This window comes from Candidatus Magnetobacterium casense (genome assembly GCF_000714715.1).
GTDB classification, from domain to species: domain Bacteria; phylum Nitrospirota; class Thermodesulfovibrionia; order Thermodesulfovibrionales; family Magnetobacteriaceae; genus Magnetobacterium; species Magnetobacterium casense.
The window spans coordinates 1-18,082 of the sequence record NZ_JMFO01000045.1; the positions used below are offsets into that span (position 1 = coordinate 1).

Below are 18,082 nucleotides of genomic sequence, written 5' to 3' on the forward strand. Positions count from 1 at the left end.
ATCGTTTTTAGAGATTCTATCAAAAGACTTGTCGTAGGGTAATTATAGACAACTTTGGCTACAAACGCTCTGCCAATTGCATACCTCTCCTTGAGTTTACGACCTATGCATTGACTGTCTACCCACCACATATGTCTTTCTATCTGAACTATCTCCAGGATTGTAACTAACTGCTTTTGTTTCTTGGTTATTGGATCGGTAAGTATTTCTTCCAACTCTGGGAACAGTACCCGTTGTATATTTCCTGCTAACCATGATATACTCTCTAATAACATTATGTTCTCCTTTTAATCTATTATATTTAGGTGTTATATTATAGCACAAAGAGAACTAAAAAAGGTTTAGTTTAGGAGTTTTGCAAGAGGCTCAATGGATAATAGTAAGTTATTTTATTACTGACTGTAGGGATAAAAGAGATGGAGTTTAAAGAAGAACTATCAAAGCAATACAGCCTCTTGTATGTCGAGGATGAGGACAACGTAAGGGAAGGCCTTATGAGGTTTCTTCAGCGGAGGTTTAAGACGGTCTACGTTGGCAGGGACGGACAGGAGGGGCTTGAGCAGTTTAAGAGTCACAGACCCGACATCGTCATAACCGATATCCAGATGCCTGACATGGATGGCCTTGAGATGCTCAGTGCCATAAAGGAAATCTCTCCGTCAACGCCCGTTATAATCACCACTGCCTTTAACGAAATCCCATATCTCATGAAGGCCATAGAGCTGCACGTAGACAGCTATATCAAAAAGCCTATCGTCAAGGAAGATATCATTTCGGCTGTCCAAAAGATCGTATGTTTTCTTACCCAGAGACATGAGCTTGAGATGAAGAACAAGATTATACAGACCTTTATTGATATAAATCCTCGTTTTGCATTCCTGGTGACAAAGGAAAATGCCCTGGTAATGGACCGTTTTTTCCTTAATTTCTTTGGCTACGATTCATTTGAGGAATTTGCCGCAGACAACGCCGGCGCCTTTCCAAACGCACAAGGCGCTAATACATCCATACACAACTCGCAGGAACTGATGGCCTGGATCAACTCCCTCAATAACGGCACCGGGCAACGGCACGTTGTCTATATCAGGAGCAAGGGGACGGAAGCCAGGCAGCCCTTTGCCGTTATGTGTAAGGAGTTTGCCCCGTTTGACATCTTCCTGTTTACCTTCATGGAAGGGCAGTTAGCATATGACAAGTGATACTATTAAGAGGTTGTTTAAGGTCATTGGCAAGGGGCTTTTGACTGGATTTATTGGCGGACTGGCCATTTTTTTTCTGATGTTTCCGGTGGGGGTTTTGCTTCACGTGGCGGGACTACCGATCTTGTTAGAGATTAGCAGGGGCGGTATACATTCCTTACGTACAACCCTTGTGTCGTTGCAGTTGCTTATAGCGCTTGGGGGGATTGTTTTTTTTGCCTGGAGGGATTTTGGCAGGGGGGCATCGGCAAGGGAGTCTCATGGGCACTAATACGGACAAGTTATTTTGCACCAGATACGGCTGCTTTAAGTACGTCGCTGTCTGCGACAAGTGCAAACACGCTCGCAGGTGTGACCAGTACATGCAGTACAGGCAACCTGCGTTGTTTGACACCCGTTCAACCGGCAGGGTACTTGGCCGGTAGAGAGTGCCAGGAGAGAGTGCCAGGAGAGAGTGATAAAAGTGCTCAGGTTTGACTGTCATCTGCACACCTATCCTGCCTCGACATGTAGCACCATGAGTGCGGAGGAGGCCATTGACGCTGCCGTTGCCGCCGGACTGGATGGCGTTGTGCTGACCGAACACGACAAGTTCTGGGACAGGGGTGATCTGGAGGCGTTCGTTGACAGGTATCGGGGGCAGATAAAAATATTTAACGGCATAGAGGTTTCATGCAGGGAGGGGCATTTCCTTGTCTTTGGGCTGAGGGATTGCGTCAGGGGGCGGTTTGACATGCCTGTTGAGGAGCTTATAGCCCTTGCCCGTCGGGACAGTGCGGCGGTGGTGGTGGCACACCCCTTCAGGTTCAGCAGGGACTATGGGCAGTTTTGCTACACGCTCGACATTGACGGCGTTGAGATTGTCAGCAGTAACACATCACCGGGTGCCCATCAGATGGCCAAAAAACTCGCCGACCACAAAAAATGCTTCCAGCTAACGGCAAGCGACGGCCACGCTGTAAGCTCAATTGGAAGATATCACACCCTCTTCCCCGATTCCATTGAGACCATCGGAGACCTCGCTGCCTTTATTATCAGTTGCAAGGAGTAAAAAAAGGTAATAAATAACGGAGCATAAATGTTTAGAACATTAGGGTTAAGAATAATGGGGTCAAGGGGACTGGTCCCCTTGCGGGGGAGGTCTGAGGAGGGGGCGGAGCCGCCCTCCTTCTTTTCTTCTGTTGTTATAGCTACTTATACTCTTCTGCTTAGTTCAGGTATACAATATAAAGATTGCACTGGAACAAAATATTATGGGGTCAAGGGGATTTCTTCGTGCCCGGGGCAGGTGCGACAATTGAGTATAGCGTAACAAGTCTCCTGGCTTGAAGTATGAAGTCAATGGCAGCAGGCTCCTTGTAGTCGAGGTACGTAAACAGGTGCGGGACATAGAGGCGCTTGTCCTTGTTGTAGATCAGTGTGACTTCGGCGTAGATGCCGTCCCTGAGATAGACCCTGTGGGAATAGTTCTTTGTTGATGCCAGGACGACCTTTGCCAGGGTGATATAACCGGGGTCTATGTTGACCCTGCGCCTGCCGGATACCGACAGCACACCTTCGATTTCGATTGTCCTGTGCTTGACGTCGGCAATGGCCCCGGAGTCAAACACCCCGTCAATAACGATAAACCGCCGACAGACAGGAGTTCCCAGTTCGTCTGCGTAATGGCGATAGTAATCCCACTGAAACTGCCCTGACTGCAACACAATACCCCCAAAGGCCTCCGACACTGCCGCCATTGCAGCCTCACAAGCCTTGTCGTCGGAGTACAGCAGCCCACAGAACAAGACTGCATCCTCCCCGATATCCCTCACAATAGCCTCCTGTGCATAGGGGATTGCCGGTGTTTGTGGGGACTACTTCCCGGTGAGCTTGCTGATCATGTCCTTGGCCGTCTTGGAGTCCCACTCAACCGGACCAAGTATGCGCTTGGCTACGATCCCACGATTGTCTATCAGGAAGGTCTCCGGCACACCCGTCAGACCATAGGCCTTGGCACTCTTGTGATCGGGGTCCTGCAGCACGGGGAAGTCGTACTTGCCATCCTTCATAAACGCCGTGGCATTTTTCATCGAGTCCCTGAACAACACCGTGATGATCTGAAGGTCAGGGTTTCCCTTTTGCTCGGCGTAGAGCCTCTGCAATGAAGGTATCTCCTCCACACAGGCTGTACACCAGGTAGCCCAGAAGTTAAGCAACACGGCCTTACCCTGTATGCTCTTCAGGGTCAGCGTGTTGCCCTTGTCGTCCTTGAGTGTAAAGTCAGGTGCATTTAGCCCCTCTACTGCCCGACTACTACCGTGCTTTGGCCCACCCTTGAAACCCTGCTGCACTACCAGGGCAGCAATCACCAACATTATGATAAGTATAGCCGCTTTCATTTCTCTATCTCTTATACGTTCCGTAGTCAATGTCACGCCCGGAGGGGGCAGAGTCAAAAGCCACCCCGGCTTCACCCACGGAAACGTATTCCTGCACCGTGTCTGATTCCTCAAATACAAGGGTATCGTCCCTCAACGACACGATTATCCTATTGACGCCCTTAAACCGACCCTTTATGATCTCCTCCGACAACCTGTCCTCGATCTCCTTTTCAATGGCGCGCCTCATCGGTCTGGCCCCATATGCCGGCTGGTAGTACTTTACCATTAGCCACTCCTTAACCTCATCTTCCAGCTCTATCAGTATGTCCTGTTGCAGGAGTTGACGGTTGGTCTGCTCTACAAGCAGGTCAATGATGTTGCACAATTCGTCCTTGCCCAAGGGATGAAACACCACAATGTCATCCACCCTGTTGAGGAACTCAGGGTTAAACGTCTTCTTTAGTTCATCCAGGACATTTGTCTTTATCTTTGAGTACAGGTCTGCGGAATCTTTTCTGTGAAACCCCAGCGGTGTGGCCTTTTCTATGATCCTCGCACCGAGATTGGAGGTCATCACGATGACCGTGTTTTTAAAGTCAACCTTTCTGCCGAGGCTGTCCGTGAGCACCCCTTCATCGAGTATCTGCAGCAGGATGTTAAAGACATCGGGGTGTGCCTTCTCTATTTCGTCAAACAACACCACCGAGTAAGGCTTCTTCCTGATCCGCTCGGTCAACTGTCCGCCATCATCGTAACCGATATACCCCGGAGGTGCCCCCGTTAACTTGGAGACGTTAAAGCGCTCCATGAACTCCGACATGTCTATCTTAATGAGGGACTTGTCATCGTTAAAGAGGAAATTCGCCAGCGCCTTTGCCAGCTCCGTCTTGCCCACGCCCGTGGGACCCAGGAAAAAGAACGACCCGATAGGCTTGGTCCTGCTCTTGATGCCGGCACGCGAACGCTTGATGGCACGACTTACGCAGTCTATGGCCTCCACCTGTCCGATGATCCTCTTGTGCAGCTCATCCTCCATGTGCAGCAGGCGTTCGGTCTCTTTTTCCTCGAGCTTGTACAGCGGGATGCCCGTCATCTTGGCCACCGTATAGGTGATATCATCCTCTCTGATCAACGGAGTGTCCTTGTTGAGGTTCTCCTGCCACTTGTTCTGGATGGCGTCAAAGAGACGCTTTAGTTTCTCTTCCTCGCCCCTGACAGAGGCCGCCTTTTCTATGTCATTCTTTCGGATGTGCAGGGTCTTTTCCTTATATAGACGAGCCAGGTCCCGCTCTATGTCCTTCAGCTCCACCGGAGGCGTGAACCGCTTGAGCTTTATTCTCGAACCGGTTTCATCAATGACGTCGATGGCCTTGTCGGGGAGATTTCTGTCCGAGATATAGCGGTCGGATAGTCGTGCGGCTGAATCAAGGGCTTCGTTGGTTATTTTGATGCCATGGTGGGTTTCATACTTGTTTTTAAGGCCCTTGAGTATCCTGACTGTGTCCTCTATGCTTGGCGGCTGGACATAGATGGGTTGAAAGCGCCTCTCAAGGGCGCCATCCTTTTCTATGTACTTTCTGTATTCGTTTAACGTCGTAGCCCCTATGCACTGTATCTCACCTCGTGAGAGGGCGGGTTTGAGCATACTTGAGGCGTCAACCGATCCCTCCGCCGCCCCGGCTCCTATGAGGGTATGCAGCTCGTCTATGAACAGGATGACGTTATCGGACTGCTTGATCTCTTTCATGATCACCTTGAGGCGCTCTTCAAACTGCCCCCGGTACTTTGTGCCGGCTATGAGGGCGCCAAGGTCCAGTGAGATGATTCGTTTTCCGATCAGGCTCTCCGGCACATCGGCACTGTTTATCTTCTGCGCAAGTCCTTCCACGATGGCGGTCTTACCCACGCCGGGGTCGCCAACGACAACGGGATTATTCTTCATCCTTCGCCCAAGTATCTGGAGTATCCGCTCGATTTCGTCCTCACGTCCGATGACCGGGTCCAGTTGGCCATCCTGTGCCATTGAGGTCAGGTCTCTGCCAAACTCGTTCAGGGCCGGGGTTGAGGTCTTCTTTGCCTTTGAGAAGTTCTGTGCCCGCATGGAGAGGTTTATCGTCAACTGCCTTGCCCCCAGGAGGTTTGCCCCGAGGTTTCTCAATATCTTCCCGCCGATCCCTTCGTCCTCCCGGATCAGCCCCAGCAACAGGTGCTCACTGCCTATATAGTTGTGTCCCAACAGGCGCGCCTCCTCCACCGACAGCTCCAGCACCTTCTTTGCACGTGGCGTAAAGGGGATTTCGCCGAAGGTGAGCAGGTTGCTCCCACCGGGAAGGTTCCGCTCTACTTCGACCCTTATATCCTCCGTGGATAAACCCATCTTGCGCAATATGGTAACAGGCAGGCCGTCCTTGTCCCTCAACAGGGCCAACAGCAGGTGCTCCGTGCCCAGGTAGTCATTCTGCCTGTTTTCAGCCTCTTCCTTGGCGTATATTATTATCTTCCTGCCTCTCTCTGTAAACTTTTCAAACATCTCTATACCTCAACATGCTTTTTTGCCCGGAATTAAACTTCTGCCTCTATCTAAATATCTCCTCATAAATTATAACTATTAATATAAAACAATAAACCCGTAATGTCAATATCCGTTGCACAATTTATTTGCTCTGCCATTTACGGAGGCCTTTAACGGACTGCAGGACACCGTAAAAGTACCACATACTTTTCTGAGCACACTCCACCGCCTCAATACTCAACCTTATAGACGTTGAGTTTCGATCTCATCCCCTTTATATCCATAGGCCCCAAGGGGGTAACGTTAAACTCTTTATTATGTTTTATGAGGTTATAAAGGACATCTGAAATATATATGCAACCCGGTGGGGTGAGATTCTGTACCCTGCTGGCTATATTGACCACGTTTCCATAGACGTCGCCATGTGCGTGGAGGACGTCTCCGGCATTCATACCGATGCGCACATAACCGCGCCTTCTTTCTTCCGTGCTTTGGTTGTTTTGTGCGATAGAACGCTGGATATCTATTGAGGCCCTGACGGAGTCTGCCGCTGTCTTAAAAGACGCCATAATCCCATCGCCAATCTTTTTCAAAACCATTCCGTTGTGGGATTGTATTATCGGTATTATAATCTTTTCATGACTGCGTATCCAATTTAACGCCTCGATAGTTCCATGATTGTCGTAATAGGTCACCGAATCCATTAAGTCGGTAAACATGATTACCTTAAATTCACGTCTTACCTCCGATGAGTTGGGTACAGGTGGCTCATCTTCAATCATGCCCTCCTGATATGAGCTTGCCCACTTGAGTTTAGCCTCCAAATCCTTCTTGATATCGGTGATCTCAAATACTATGTTGCCATTAGCTAACCCAGCCTCTACGATACAGCCCTTTGTTAGCTCGCCCTTTAACATCTTCTCTTTCAATGGTATATTGATGAACCTTTCGATTGCCAATTTAATCAGTCGTTCACCGTTTACCAATTTGCAATTCTCACCGCATAGAAGGCCCAGGACCTCTTCCGAGGCGTCAAAAAAGACGTCTTTTACTCTCAATTCCATCCAGACCTCTTTGAGTGCCTCCATGGCGATCTTCTTGATATCCTCTGTGGTTAATGGCCTGTTAAGTGACCCATTAAGTGCCTCCCTCATTGCCTCGATAGTTATACCTGCTTCATTTATTGCCTTTTCGACATGCTCACCTGGTTCTTCCATAATTGCGGCAAGGAGATGAAAAGTGGTAATAGCCTCTGATTTCACCGATTGAGCAATCAGGTCGGCTCGATTAAACGCCTCTTTACACTCTTTGCTCCTGTGGACTCCGTTTTCCGTATGGTTGTGCTCACCGGCGCCAATTATTTCCCTGACTATACGTTTAAGGTCTTTTCTGTCGAGGCGTATGCCTAAGAAGAGTTCATCCAATGCCTTGATCTCTGCCTTGATGGTATCCAAATCCGATAAATCCGCATTAAGGCCGTAAAGCGTCAAGATGTCGCCAATTTTACATACGCCGATAAGGATATGTCTCTTTTCAATATAGCGGTGTCTTGTCGTATATGCCTCGTCAGCGGCTATTTGCCATACATACTCTACAACTGGCGATATGGGTATTTTCATAATCCCCTCCTTCCCTTCACCTGTTACGCTTTAGATTTTCTATAAGCGCCTTTATGTCTTCAACATAATTTGCGTATTGAGGTGGTGCATATCTTATGAAGTTCTCAAATGCCTCTATGGCCTCATCTATCAGGCCCTTATCAGATAGGGCATTTCCCAGATTGTAGTGGGCTTCTGCGAGATCTGGCTTAATCCTTAATGCCTCTTTGTATGCCTCTATGGCCTCACCTATCAGGCCCTTATCAGATAGGGCAATCCCCAGATTGTTGTGGGCGTCTGCGTAATCTGGCTTAATCCTTAATGCCTTATGGTATGCCTCTATGGCCTCATCTATCAGGCCTTTATCATATAGGGCAGTCCCCAGATTGTAGTGAACTTCTGCCTGATCTGGCTTAATCCTGAATGCCTCTATGGACTCATCTCTCAGGCCTTTAGCTTTTAGGAAAGCCCACAGATTGTTGTGGACGCTTGCGTGATCTGGCTCAATCCTTAATGCCTTATGGTATGCCACTATGGCCTCATCTATCAGGCCAAGTCTTGATAAATAAACTCCCTTATTTGAATGTTCCCACGCCTCAAGCTCTGTTATTGTGGGGGCAGAGGGAATAGGGGTCACTGGAAAATTCTCCCTCCAGAGAGTTTCTATATCACCTCTAAGCTCGCCAAAGCCATCATATCTTTTATCAGGTGATTTCTCCAGGCATTTGTATATTATAGACGCCAGCACTGAATCAATCACTGACGGACAACGCCCCTTGTGAAGTTTCCCCCATTCTTCCGGTTTATCTGTGTAAAATGGCAACCTCCCACCATTTACCATCTGATACATGACTACCCCAAAGCTGTATATGTCGCTACGAACATCGGTAGCTCCATCAAATTGCTCCGGCGCCATCCACGGGCGAGTTCCACAGATCATCCCTCTGTGAGTTTTTTTAACAAATGTAAGCCCATCCTTCTTTTCATATGCCAATTCATTGAGATCACACAAAGAGTCACTATCTTGCCACGCACCGGCAAGACCGAAATCGGTTATCTTTAGCGTCTTAGCGTTGGTAACCATTATATTGTCTGGCTTTATATCCCTATGTGGTGTAACACCCTTGGATTTGGCATGTTCCATGCCATGGCAGAATTGCATGGCCCACGTCAAGACCTGTTCAAGGGAAACTTTTTCCTTGAGATAGTGACTAAGCGTGTTTTTACCATTTTCATCCGGCGCTATATGCTCGCAGGCCACGTATATACGGTAATCCAGTTCATCAACCCAATGTGCCCGCACAATGTAGGGATGACTCTCAAGTTGTATCCAGAGACGGGCCTCTTTCTTGAAGCCATCTTGCGCCTCTTTTGAGGAAAGACACCCGTCCTGAAAGCTCTTAAGGACAACAACGCTATGAGACTCATGGTCATAACAGACATAAATGACCCCCATACCACCACCTAAGATATCGTAAATCTCAAATCGATTGGCAATACGGTCGCTTCTCTTGTACCTGCTCAACGTGGGTGCATCAGTAGCCCTTGCTACGGCTTTCTTGTTTTCATCAGCAAATATCCCCATAACTACCCCCTTGCTACAGTTATTTGTTTTCCTCTATTCTACCAGAAACCATCATAGCCATGCAACCCTGGTCGGGCGCAACTGGCGGTGGGTCATTTTGACCTATGGGCCATCCTGACCTATGGCGCAGGCAGTGTTTGGGCGGTCATTTTGGCCTGATTGGATGGTGGCAGGGATATTAAGAGCCATGAGATATTGGGGTTTTTGCGTGTGGCATACAACTTGCAATACGCATATTGAAACTAAAAAAACCGAAATAAAAGGAGGAATGACAAGATGTTATGCACACAGTACAAAAGAAATCCCTACAGAGAGATAGGGGCGCTACAGAATGAGCTACAGGAGCAGGTGAGATCAATCCAAAGGGCATTGGGAGGGTTGTTTCCTGGCTACACCTTGCCGTCGTCCTCTGAGTTTCCGGCGGTGAACCTGTGGTTGAATGATGACCATGCCGTTGCGACCACCGAGCTTGCGGGCGTAAGCGCCGATGGCATTGACATATCGGTCGTTGGCAAGACGTTGACCCTCAAGGTAGCTCGTAAGCCCCAGGAATTGAATGAAGGTGAGCGTTACCACCGCAGGGAGCGTTGGCACGGACAGTACTCAAGGACAATCGAGTTGCCCTTTGCCATTGACGGCGAAAAGGTTGAGGCCAGGTTTGCCAAGGGCGTGCTCTATATTACGCTGCCGAGGGCGGCAAGCGATAAACCAAGAAAGATAACCGTTAAATCATCATAAAGGAGGATATTGAGATGGCAGACGACGTAAAGGAATATCAAAAGAAAGAGGCAGAGACAGCCCAGGGTGTTGAGCGTACACGGACCAGAAAGGTCTACAACCCCTTGGTTGACATCATCGAGCGCAACAACGACATCCTTGTGATAGCCGATGTCCCGGGAGTGGATGAGAAGTCGGTGGATATCACGCTTGAAAAGAACGTGCTGACGATAACCGGATACGTTGAACCGGAACCAGGTGCGACCTGGAGCGAAAAAGAAACAGAAGACAAGGTCAGGCTGGCGTATGCCGAGTACGGCATAGGTGATTATCAGCGCAGCTTTACCCTCTCCGACGAGGTTGACAGAAACGGCATAGAGGCTACCGTTAAGGATGGTGTTCTGCGGGTAGTTTTACCCAAGGCTGAGACCGTAAAGACCCGGAAGATTGAGGTCAAGGTGGCAGCGTAGAGTCAAGGTAAGACAAGGAGGTATGCTATGGACTTTAAGGGATTAGTACCGTGGGGTTTTGGAAGGAAGTCACAGGAGGCTGAACATCCTTTGCTGTCGATACAGAAGGACATAAATGGCCTCTTGAGAGACTTCTGGGGTGACTTTGAAGTTGGTGGTTTGTTTGGGCGACAGTGGGGTGGGTTTGAGCCTCGTATCAACGTAACGGAGGATGACAAAGAGGTAAAGGTTTCTGCCGAACTGCCCGGCCTTGATGAAAAGGATATCGACGTCTCCCTTACGAAGGATTCGTTGACCATCAAGGGCGAAAAGAGGCAGGAAAAGGAGGAAAAGGCCACGGGCTATTACCATGTGGAGCGCTCATATGGGGCATTCTCCCGCACCGTACCGCTCCCCTGTGAAACAGACCAGGACAAGGTCGAGGCTGAGTTTAAGAAAGGCGTACTTGTGGTGACACTGCCAAAGACGCCAGAGGCATGCAAGGAAAAGAGAACGGTCACCGTCAAAACCTGAATCCACGCATAAGGAAAAGGAAGGGGAGCGGTTTTCGGCAGGGGTGCCCACCATCCCCTCCACTATTCCCTAAGACAAGGAGCCCGGCCCTGGTCGTTATTGCTCCGGGTTATTTGGCTTTTCTGCCGGTCTTGCCGCCATCGCCGGTCTTCTTGACAATGCCGATGATGTTTGGTATTGGCCAGGATAGCTCATCGTCTCCGCTGCGTTGTATTTCGGTGTCCTTGACGGATAAGTAGAGGGAGGCCTGCTTGCCTCCTTCGAGGTACATAGCGTTGGTGATTGAGATTGGCAGCTTCAGCAGGACATCTATAAAATCATGCACGGTGTATGGCATGTGGGTAAAGATAAATAACACGTTGCCGCTTTTGTCCATACCCAGGGCTAACATGCTCCAGGCGCCAGGTTGCTGTGACCAGACGTTTTTTTGTTGGCAACTTATCATCCGGATGTTTTGAATGAATGTGTTGTACTTGTCCTTTAGTTCGGCAAAGTTATGACAGTCAACGTCCACAAACAACACCGATGGTACATAGGACACGGCAGGATTAAAGGCAAAAAAAGACTTGTATGTCTTGGCCAGTCCGGGGTTGTTGACGTGCTTGAAGTTCTTCATAAATCCAACGCTCGTGGTTCCATCGGCCTGATACATTCCGGCGTTGACTGCAAGTATGAGATTATAGCGCCTGGCCCACTCCTTTACGGTCATGACCTTCCCACCAGACTCGGATATGGTCAGTAGCTTGAACGAGTACAGGTCCGGGTCTACCTTGATCACCGTAATTGCATGGGCTTCTCTTCCGGGGGTTGCAGGTTGGTCAAATTCCCTCACAAACAAGCCATCGTCAACCCTCTCCCACGTGTTGTTTGCAGAGACAGTATCGGCTATGTAAAATGGTAAAACACACAGACCTATATAAAAAATCAGTACCTTCATCTATACAGCCAAGTATAACTTATTATACCCGATTCTGAACTTTTTTTCAGGAGTTATTAGTGAATGGGTACCCCTCCCTTTATGGGAGGGGACAGGGGGAAATCAGAAACTGTAAGTCAGGTTCAATCCATAGACGACGGTAGAGTCTATGTTTCCATTTGGGTTGTAGGCGACACCGTTGATGGTCCTGTGGGCCTTGCTTGACAACGGATACCAGAACTGCACCAGCGGCTGAATCTGCAACCCCTTTGCCAGCGGGATCGTAATGCCGGCACTTAACATGCCATCGTGCAGGGCATTGTACTTGGAACCGTTGTATCTGCCAAAGGAGTCAAGCGTCTTCCAGTACCCGGAGCTTCCGGCCATGTATCCAAAGCAGGCCCCTGCATCCAGTGTTATATCATTGCCCTTATACTTGTACACAGGAAACGATTGGCTGAACTTGAGATTAAAGTACGTCCCCGGATAGGCATCTATATCCCGGTAAATACTGATCGTCGGGTTTGAAAAGACGCCGTAAGTAGCCGAGACAAAGACCTCCTGTGTCTGCTTGGCATACTGCATGGCATAATACGTGTATCCTGCCGTCAGACCTAACTTGTCAAAGCTCCTGGTGTAGCTCAGGGTCAGGTCTGTTTCGTTGTAGCTCACCTTGCCGGGTCTGTCGGGGACGAACGATTGGGTTGCCCGCTCGTGTGTGTCAAAGTTGCCCCAATAGGCAATGCTGAAACCTTCTAAAGACACCGTGATGGCTGGCTGAATGCTGATGCTCCTGGTGCCGATTTCATATCCTCTGAAGACGTACCGGTTTAGCAACCCCATGTTCATAGTCACCGATGGCCTTAGTACCTCCGGCTCCTTGGTGGCCTCTTCTTTCCTGACCTGGTCATCCTTGTGCTGTTTGACAGGCTCTTCTGCCCTGACAATGCCTGCCATGGTCAGTAAGAGCGTCATTGTCAGCGACACTAAGAGAGCCACCCTTAACCGATTTTTCATAACGTACCTCCTTATTTTAAATTAGCTTTCGCTGTCGTATGCCTTTTCACCGTGCATGGACAAGTCGAGTCCTTCAAATTCGTCTTCCGCTGATGCCCTTAGGCCAACCATTAAGTCTACCATTTTAAACAAGAAAATGGAAATCACAAAAACATATACGTATGTAACAGCCACTGCGGCCAACTGTTTTAGCAATAGCCCGGGGTTGCCGTAGAACAGCCCGTCAGCACCGGCAGAGTTGAGAGCCTTGGAGGCAAACAGCCCGGTTGCCAACGCCCCCCACGTTCCACCCACTCCGTGGACGCCGATGACGTCCAGCGAGTCGTCGTATCCAAACTTTGGCTTGATGCTGACTGCCACGTAGCAGAGTGCACCGGCCACCATGCCAATTACAATCGACGCCATCGGAGTGACAAACCCAGCCGCCGGTGTTATGGCAACAAGTCCCGCCACGGCACCACTGACAGCACCCAGGGCGGTGGGTTTACCCCTGTGAAACCACTCCACGGTCAACCACGCCATTGCCGCCATTGCCGTAGCCGTATTGGTGGTGACAAACGCAAGTGCGGCAAGCCCTCCCGAACCCAATGCACTGCCGGCGTTAAACCCAAACCATCCAAACCACAACAACGCCCCGCCCAGAATCGTCAACGGCAAATTATGCGGAGGCATGTGTTCCCGTCCAAACCCCCTGCGTTTGCCCATCACCATGATTGCGGCCACGGCGGCCATCGCCGAGTTTATATGCACGACCGTCCCTCCGGCAAAGTCCAGGGGGGTGAGCGTTGTTGCTATCCAGCCCCCGCCCCACACCCAGTGACACACGGGTGCATACACCAGCGTCAGCCACAACGCCGAAAACAACAATAGCGCAGAAAACTTCATCCGTTCGGCAAACGCACCCGTTATCAGCGCAGGCGTTATGACCGCAAACATCCCCTGGTACATCATAAAGAGCAGGTGCGGCACCGTCTTTGCGTAACCTGATGGCTCTTGTCCGACCGAGTTCAGACCAAACCACGCAAGTGACCCTATCACCCCGCCAACGTCCGGCCCAAAGGACAGGCTATATCCCCACAGCACCCATATCACACTGACCATGCACAACATAATAAAGCTGTGCATAATCGTGCCAAGGACGTTCTTTCTCCTGACCATCCCGCCGTAGAAGAAGCCCAGTCCGGGGGTCATCAGCATCACCAGGGCGGTGCTTATCAGTAGCCAGGCGGTGTCGCCCGTGTCAATCTTTGGCGCCTCCTCTGCAAAGGCCGCCCCGCAGAGCATTAGTACAAGTAGTGTTGTTGTTAGGATCGTTCTTTTCATCTTTGTAGCCTCCATGTTTTCTTTAAAGGGCCTGTTGGCCTCTTTCGCCGGTTCTGATGCGTACTGCCTCCTGCGCATTGTAGACAAATATCTTGCCGTCACCGATCTTACCGGTTCTTGCCGTTTTTTCTATTGTCTCAACGACCCTCTCCAGTATGCCGTCATCGACCACGACCTCTATCTTTATCTTTGGGATGAAGTCAATGACGTACTCCGTGCCCCTGTAGAGTTCCGTGTGTCCCTTCTGTCTGCCAAACCCCTTGACGTCTACGACGGTCATCCCCTGTACACCAATGGCGTGCAGGGCGTCCTTGACCTCGTCGAGTTTAAAGGGTTTTATGATGGCCTCGATCTTTTTCATGTGTTACCTCCTTTGTTTTTGGGTGTCTTCTTGTAGGTATAGCAATAGTCATGCCACTGTTACCTGGGCTGTTTCGTTAGGGAGAGAAAAGTTGGCGCTACAGAAATGTGCTACAGTTCTACAATTTTGTCGTACAATGGCCAGTATAGTTAAAGATATACTGATCGGATTCGAGTTTTTTCGGGTATCAGAATTGCTTGCATACAAGAAAGAAAGGGGCGGTTTATGGCAGGGGTGCCCCACAACTTTTATGCACCCCTTACCGCTTGCCACCTTGACACATCTCACGGAGAATGTTACCATAATTACTATGAATACCTTAACAGCTAACGACACGCTTACTGCTCGTACCCTCTATGAGGTTGATTTTTACCAGTGGGCATTTCATAATGCCGACCTGCTAAGGCAGGGCAGATTTGAGGAGATAGACTTAGAAAATGTAGCAGAGGAGCTGGAAGATATGGCCAGAAGCAACAAAAGAGAACTCCTGAGCCGATTAATGGTGTTGATGATGCACCTCTTGAAATGGCAGTACCAACCAAAATTGCGCTGTGAGAGTTGGCGTACAACAATAGGGAATCAAAGAATAAAGATTGGGAATCTGCTTGAGGACAGTCCAAGTCTGAAATATAATATAGATACCGTTATAGCTAAAGGATTTATAGCGGCTAAACGGATGTTTGAAAATGAAACGGGAATTAGCGCCAGGCAATTACCTGATAGCTGTCCCTATACCTTTGAGCAGTTGATGGATTATGGTTTCCGGCCTCAATAGCCCCGCTCAAACCGGATAAAAAGCCTTCACTTCTGTGCAGACTCAACGATGACAATGTTACGGTAAAGAGCCATTTCCTGTCATTCCCGTGAAAACGGGAATCCATCTCCAAAAACAGCATTAAATGGCTATTTAGAAAAAACAGTACATAATGCCTCCCTGATGCCACCAAAAATTTATGCACCCATAAAGTACGTTTTTAACACAATAAACCCTAAAAAAAATGTTAAAATATATCCTATGCAATTGCAATTGAGCACACTATGGTGCAGCCGATGAGCGGGCAGACCGGTATTGAACCGGAAGCACTGAAAGACACGGACACCGGGACACGGGACAATGGATAACAACAAACCATCCCTGCTCATTGTCGATGACGAACCTTCCAACGTCAGGATATTGAACGAGCTGCTGCGGGCCGATTACAACATCCGCGTGGCAACAAGCGGAGAGAGGGCCTTGCAAATAGCCCTGTCAGATGCCCCCCCGGACCTTATCCTGCTCGATGTCATGATGCCGGGCATTGACGGCTATGGCGTATGTAAAAGCCTCAAGGCCGATCCGGCTACCGAAGATATCCCTGTTATCTTTATTACCTCAAAGGTGGACGAACAGGACGAAATAAAAGGATTCGAGGCCGGAGCCGTTGACTATGTCACAAAGCCATTCAGACCGGTTATTGTCAAGGCAAGGGTCGAAACACATGTCGCACTTAGGGTCAAAAGCGAAATGCTTAAAAATCTCTCTTTACGCGACGGCCTCACAGGCATATCCAATCGCCGCCGCTTTGATGAATATATGGAAATAGTTTGGAACTACAGCATCAGGGAATCTTTGCCGTTGTCGCTGATCCTGATAGATATTGATTATTTTAAATTGTATAACGACCACTACGGCCACCAGAGCGGTGATTCATGCCTCATTGAAGTAGCCGGGTGCCTTGCCTCATCAATCAACCGAAAAACAGACGTCGTAGCCCGCTATGGCGGTGAGGAGTTCACCTGCATCCTGCCAAACACACACCTGGATGGCGCCGTGTCCGTTGCCGGGAAATTCCGGGATGACATCATCGCACTTCAAATCCCGCACAGCCGCTCATCTGCCAATGATTGCATAACTATAAGTCAGGGGATTGCCACGCTGATACCCTCGGATACCTCCTCCCCGGAAACCCTCATAAAAATGGCTGACCAGGCCCTGTACAAAGCAAAAGAAAACGGTAGAAACAGATTTTGCACATACTAATTAAGGATGGTAAACACCATGCATAAAAAATACGGAGATAGATATGGCTCTTTCTAAAACATGGAACCGCACGATTATTTTCCTCGTCGTTGTTGTGCTCATAATATCTGTTATTATCACCTCAGTAAAATATAAACGCCCTGACAAACCCATTGAGGTAACCGAAAAGGCCGTTATTGGGGTTTCACTGGAACCTATTACGGCACTGGTGATGATAGCCGAGGAGAACGGCTACTTCCTGAAAAACGGCCTCGATATGACCGTCAGGTATTATGAAGGCGGAAATGTCGCCATAAGGGACATGTTTGAGGGAAAGATCGATTTTACCACGGTAGCCGATAATATGGTCGTTTTCAACAGCTTTAAGAGACAGGACTTCAGTGTCGTCGCAACGATAGGTACCTCGGACAATGAGCCGCGCATCGTAGGCCGCAAGGACAGAGGGATTTTAGGCCGCACCGACCTTAGGGGCAAACGCATGGCAACGGTCAAGGGCACAGGGGTGCACTACTTTCTGTATCTGTTTCTGCTGAAACACGGGATGTCAGAGGATGATATCCGGCTATCCCTGAAGGACCCCACCGATGCGTTTAAGACGTTCACAGAGGGCGACGTGGACGCCATATCAACACGAGAGCCATTTGTTACACAGGCAGTTGAGGCATTGGGGGACAATGCCGTTGTATTTGAGGAGCCAAGGCTTCTGATAAAAAACTATGACATAGTTGCGACAAACGCCCTTCTAAGTAAAAGACCCGGGGCGGTAAAGAAAATGCTCAAGGCGCTGATACAGGCAGAGGAATTTGCAACGACCAACCAACAACAGGCAGTGAGCATAGTTTCAAAGAGGGTAGGTCTTGAAACAGCCGTGGTGATGCACTTGCTTTATGAAATGAAATGGAAGGTGTTTCTGGAGCAATCAATGCTGACAAGGTTTGAGGGGATGGCCCAGTGGATGATAAAGGACAAGATAGTGGACAGCCAGGAGATGCCCAATTATATTGAGCTGATCCATATGGATAGCCTGCTCTCCGTTAAGCCTGAGGCCGTCACCGTTATAAGGTAGAACTATTTGGGCTCTTTCTCAAAGTGAGTGGGTAATGGTACAATGAGGGTAAAACATGTAAGGAGAATAGAGTTATGGAAATGTTGGAGAATTTATTTGAGCAAGCACTAAATATACAGTTACCGTGGAAGGTAACATCTATAGATTTCAAGAAAGTGGAAAAGGTGATAGATATACATATTGATTTTACAAGAGGTAGTATATTCAAGTGTAGTAAGTGTGGAAACAATTCTAAAGCTTATGACACAACTGAAAAGAAATGGCGACATCTTAATTTTTTTGAATATGAGAGTTATATAATAGCAAGAGTACCAAGGACTGATTGTAATGAATGTGGAGTTTTACAGATAGAAATACCTTGGGCTCGTAGTGGTGCTGATTTTACATATTATTTGATTCTCTAATGATGATTCTTTGTAGAG

Annotated in this window: 20 protein-coding genes and 1 pseudogene; 11 read left to right on the forward strand and 10 right to left on the reverse strand. The window is 48.8% G+C overall.

Features of this window, described 5'->3' with window-relative positions; all coding sequences use genetic code 11:
* Positions 1-275, reverse strand: a pseudogene (locus Mcas_RS15070) (IS5/IS1182 family transposase); the annotation flags it as partial.
* A 141-nt stretch (positions 276-416) separates the two neighbouring features.
* Between Mcas_RS15070 and Mcas_RS15075 the strand changes: the two are divergent.
* From Mcas_RS15075 to Mcas_RS15085, 4 genes are read left to right on the forward strand one after another with little or no spacing between them, the layout of a single operon-like run.
* Positions 417-1,199 carry a response regulator gene (locus tag Mcas_RS15075; RefSeq protein WP_052567553.1) on the forward strand — a complete coding sequence of 261 codons (783 nt, stop codon included), beginning with the start codon at positions 417-419 and terminating at the stop codon, positions 1,197-1,199.
* Complete coding sequence (locus Mcas_RS15080) at positions 1,189-1,470, forward strand: hypothetical protein (protein WP_040336384.1); 282 nt, start codon at positions 1,189-1,191, stop codon at positions 1,468-1,470. The genes Mcas_RS15075 and Mcas_RS15080 overlap by 11 nt, the downstream gene beginning before the upstream one ends.
* Positions 1,460-1,624: a hypothetical protein gene (locus tag Mcas_RS18370; RefSeq protein ID WP_156033416.1), complete on the forward strand. Its 165-nt coding sequence runs from the start codon at positions 1,460-1,462 to the stop codon at positions 1,622-1,624. The genes Mcas_RS15080 and Mcas_RS18370 overlap by 11 nt, the downstream gene beginning before the upstream one ends.
* A 38-nt stretch (positions 1,625-1,662) precedes the next feature.
* Positions 1,663-2,250 carry a PHP domain-containing protein gene (locus Mcas_RS15085; RefSeq protein ID WP_156033417.1) on the forward strand — a complete coding sequence of 196 codons (588 nt, stop codon included), beginning with the start codon at positions 1,663-1,665 and terminating at the stop codon, positions 2,248-2,250.
* Between the two features lie 208 nt (positions 2,251-2,458).
* Here Mcas_RS15085 and Mcas_RS15090 read toward each other — a convergent pair whose 3' ends face one another.
* The 5 genes from Mcas_RS15090 to Mcas_RS15110 form a co-directional block, all read right to left on the reverse strand.
* On the reverse strand, positions 2,459-3,013 hold the full coding sequence (locus tag Mcas_RS15090) for a DUF4416 family protein (protein ID WP_052567554.1): 555 nt from the start codon (positions 3,011-3,013) through the stop codon (positions 2,459-2,461).
* 42 nt (positions 3,014-3,055) lie between these two features.
* Positions 3,056-3,580 carry a TlpA family protein disulfide reductase gene (locus tag Mcas_RS15095; RefSeq protein ID WP_040336386.1) on the reverse strand — a complete coding sequence of 175 codons (525 nt, stop codon included), beginning with the start codon at positions 3,578-3,580 and terminating at the stop codon, positions 3,056-3,058.
* A gap of 4 nt (positions 3,581-3,584) precedes the next feature.
* Positions 3,585-6,092, reverse strand: coding sequence for an ATP-dependent Clp protease ATP-binding subunit (locus Mcas_RS15100; protein ID WP_156033418.1), 2,508 nt, complete (start codon positions 6,090-6,092; stop codon positions 3,585-3,587).
* Between the two features lie 212 nt (positions 6,093-6,304).
* A complete protein-coding gene (locus tag Mcas_RS15105) occupies positions 6,305-7,693 on the reverse strand; it encodes an adenylate/guanylate cyclase domain-containing protein (protein WP_040336387.1) in 1,389 nt (462 codons plus the stop codon).
* A gap of 16 nt (positions 7,694-7,709) precedes the next feature.
* Positions 7,710-9,257, reverse strand: a complete 1,548-nt coding sequence (locus Mcas_RS15110) for a tetratricopeptide repeat protein (RefSeq protein WP_052567555.1) — start codon at positions 9,255-9,257, stop codon at positions 7,710-7,712.
* Between the two features lie 276 nt (positions 9,258-9,533).
* Between Mcas_RS15110 and Mcas_RS15115 the strand changes: the two genes are divergently transcribed.
* Genes Mcas_RS15115 through Mcas_RS15125 form a run of 3 tightly spaced genes read left to right on the forward strand, consistent with a single transcriptional unit; the run spans position 9,534 to position 10,957 of the window.
* Positions 9,534-9,995 (forward strand): Hsp20/alpha crystallin family protein, encoded by a 462-nt coding sequence (locus tag Mcas_RS15115; protein WP_052567556.1) that lies wholly within the window; start codon positions 9,534-9,536, stop codon positions 9,993-9,995.
* Between the two features lie 14 nt (positions 9,996-10,009).
* Complete coding sequence (locus Mcas_RS15120; RefSeq protein WP_040336388.1) at positions 10,010-10,444, forward strand: Hsp20/alpha crystallin family protein; 435 nt, start codon at positions 10,010-10,012, stop codon at positions 10,442-10,444.
* A gap of 27 nt (positions 10,445-10,471) precedes the next feature.
* Positions 10,472-10,957 (forward strand): Hsp20/alpha crystallin family protein, encoded by a 486-nt coding sequence (locus Mcas_RS15125; RefSeq protein ID WP_040336389.1) that lies wholly within the window; start codon positions 10,472-10,474, stop codon positions 10,955-10,957.
* 109 nt (positions 10,958-11,066) lie between these two features.
* On the opposite strand, the gene Mcas_RS15130 is transcribed toward Mcas_RS15125, so the two are convergent.
* From Mcas_RS15130 to Mcas_RS15145, 4 genes are all read right to left on the reverse strand, one after another.
* Complete coding sequence (locus Mcas_RS15130; RefSeq protein WP_040336390.1) at positions 11,067-11,894, reverse strand: phosphodiester glycosidase family protein; 828 nt, start codon at positions 11,892-11,894, stop codon at positions 11,067-11,069.
* A gap of 102 nt (positions 11,895-11,996) precedes the next feature.
* Positions 11,997-12,890, reverse strand: coding sequence for a hypothetical protein (locus Mcas_RS15135; RefSeq protein WP_040336391.1), 894 nt, complete (start codon positions 12,888-12,890; stop codon positions 11,997-11,999).
* Between the two features lie 21 nt (positions 12,891-12,911).
* On the reverse strand, positions 12,912-14,135 hold the full coding sequence (locus Mcas_RS15140; protein ID WP_040336401.1) for an ammonium transporter: 1,224 nt from the start codon (positions 14,133-14,135) through the stop codon (positions 12,912-12,914).
* 100 nt (positions 14,136-14,235) lie between these two features.
* Entirely contained in the window at positions 14,236-14,574 is a 339-nt protein-coding gene (locus Mcas_RS15145) for a P-II family nitrogen regulator (protein WP_040336392.1), read from the reverse strand.
* 310 nt (positions 14,575-14,884) lie between these two features.
* Here Mcas_RS15145 and Mcas_RS15150 point away from each other — a divergent pair, with 310 nt between their 5' ends.
* The 4 genes from Mcas_RS15150 (at position 14,885) to Mcas_RS15165 (ending at position 18,064) form a co-directional block, all read left to right on the forward strand.
* Positions 14,885-15,349: a DUF29 domain-containing protein gene (locus tag Mcas_RS15150; RefSeq protein WP_040336402.1), complete on the forward strand. Its 465-nt coding sequence runs from the start codon at positions 14,885-14,887 to the stop codon at positions 15,347-15,349.
* A gap of 339 nt (positions 15,350-15,688) precedes the next feature.
* Positions 15,689-16,594 carry a diguanylate cyclase gene (locus Mcas_RS15155; protein WP_040336393.1) on the forward strand — a complete coding sequence of 302 codons (906 nt, stop codon included), beginning with the start codon at positions 15,689-15,691 and terminating at the stop codon, positions 16,592-16,594.
* Positions 16,595-16,637: 43 nt separating this feature from the next.
* Positions 16,638-17,660: an ABC transporter substrate-binding protein gene (locus Mcas_RS15160; protein WP_040336394.1), complete on the forward strand. Its 1,023-nt coding sequence runs from the start codon at positions 16,638-16,640 to the stop codon at positions 17,658-17,660.
* 74 nt (positions 17,661-17,734) lie between these two features.
* Positions 17,735-18,064, forward strand: a complete 330-nt coding sequence (locus Mcas_RS15165; protein WP_040336395.1) for an ISL3 family transposase — start codon at positions 17,735-17,737, stop codon at positions 18,062-18,064.
* Positions 18,065-18,082 lie beyond the last annotated feature (18 nt).

Coding starts and splice junctions, on each gene's coding strand:
- Mcas_RS15075 (WP_052567553.1), top strand. CDS start 417: ATGGAGTTTAAAGAAGAACTATCAAAGCAATACAGCCTCTTGTATGTC.
- Mcas_RS15080 (WP_040336384.1), top strand. CDS start 1,189: ATGACAAGTGATACTATTAAGAGGTTGTTTAAGGTCATTGGCAAGGGG.
- Mcas_RS18370 (WP_156033416.1), top strand. CDS start 1,460: ATGGGCACTAATACGGACAAGTTATTTTGCACCAGATACGGCTGCTTT.
- Mcas_RS15095 (WP_040336386.1), bottom strand. CDS start 3,580: ATGAAAGCGGCTATACTTATCATAATGTTGGTGATTGCTGCCCTGGTA.
- Mcas_RS15100 (WP_156033418.1), bottom strand. CDS start 6,092: ATGTTTGAAAAGTTTACAGAGAGAGGCAGGAAGATAATAATATACGCC.
- Mcas_RS15105 (WP_040336387.1), bottom strand. CDS start 7,693: ATGAAAATACCCATATCGCCAGTTGTAGAGTATGTATGGCAAATAGCC.
- Mcas_RS15110 (WP_052567555.1), bottom strand. CDS start 9,257: ATGGGGATATTTGCTGATGAAAACAAGAAAGCCGTAGCAAGGGCTACT.
- Mcas_RS15115 (WP_052567556.1), top strand. CDS start 9,534: ATGTTATGCACACAGTACAAAAGAAATCCCTACAGAGAGATAGGGGCG.
- Mcas_RS15120 (WP_040336388.1), top strand. CDS start 10,010: ATGGCAGACGACGTAAAGGAATATCAAAAGAAAGAGGCAGAGACAGCC.
- Mcas_RS15125 (WP_040336389.1), top strand. CDS start 10,472: ATGGACTTTAAGGGATTAGTACCGTGGGGTTTTGGAAGGAAGTCACAG.
- Mcas_RS15130 (WP_040336390.1), bottom strand. CDS start 11,894: ATGAAGGTACTGATTTTTTATATAGGTCTGTGTGTTTTACCATTTTAC.
- Mcas_RS15135 (WP_040336391.1), bottom strand. CDS start 12,890: ATGAAAAATCGGTTAAGGGTGGCTCTCTTAGTGTCGCTGACAATGACG.
- Mcas_RS15145 (WP_040336392.1), bottom strand. CDS start 14,574: ATGAAAAAGATCGAGGCCATCATAAAACCCTTTAAACTCGACGAGGTC.
- Mcas_RS15150 (WP_040336402.1), top strand. CDS start 14,885: ATGAATACCTTAACAGCTAACGACACGCTTACTGCTCGTACCCTCTAT.
- Mcas_RS15155 (WP_040336393.1), top strand. CDS start 15,689: ATGGATAACAACAAACCATCCCTGCTCATTGTCGATGACGAACCTTCC.
- Mcas_RS15160 (WP_040336394.1), top strand. CDS start 16,638: ATGGCTCTTTCTAAAACATGGAACCGCACGATTATTTTCCTCGTCGTT.
- Mcas_RS15165 (WP_040336395.1), top strand. CDS start 17,735: ATGGAAATGTTGGAGAATTTATTTGAGCAAGCACTAAATATACAGTTA.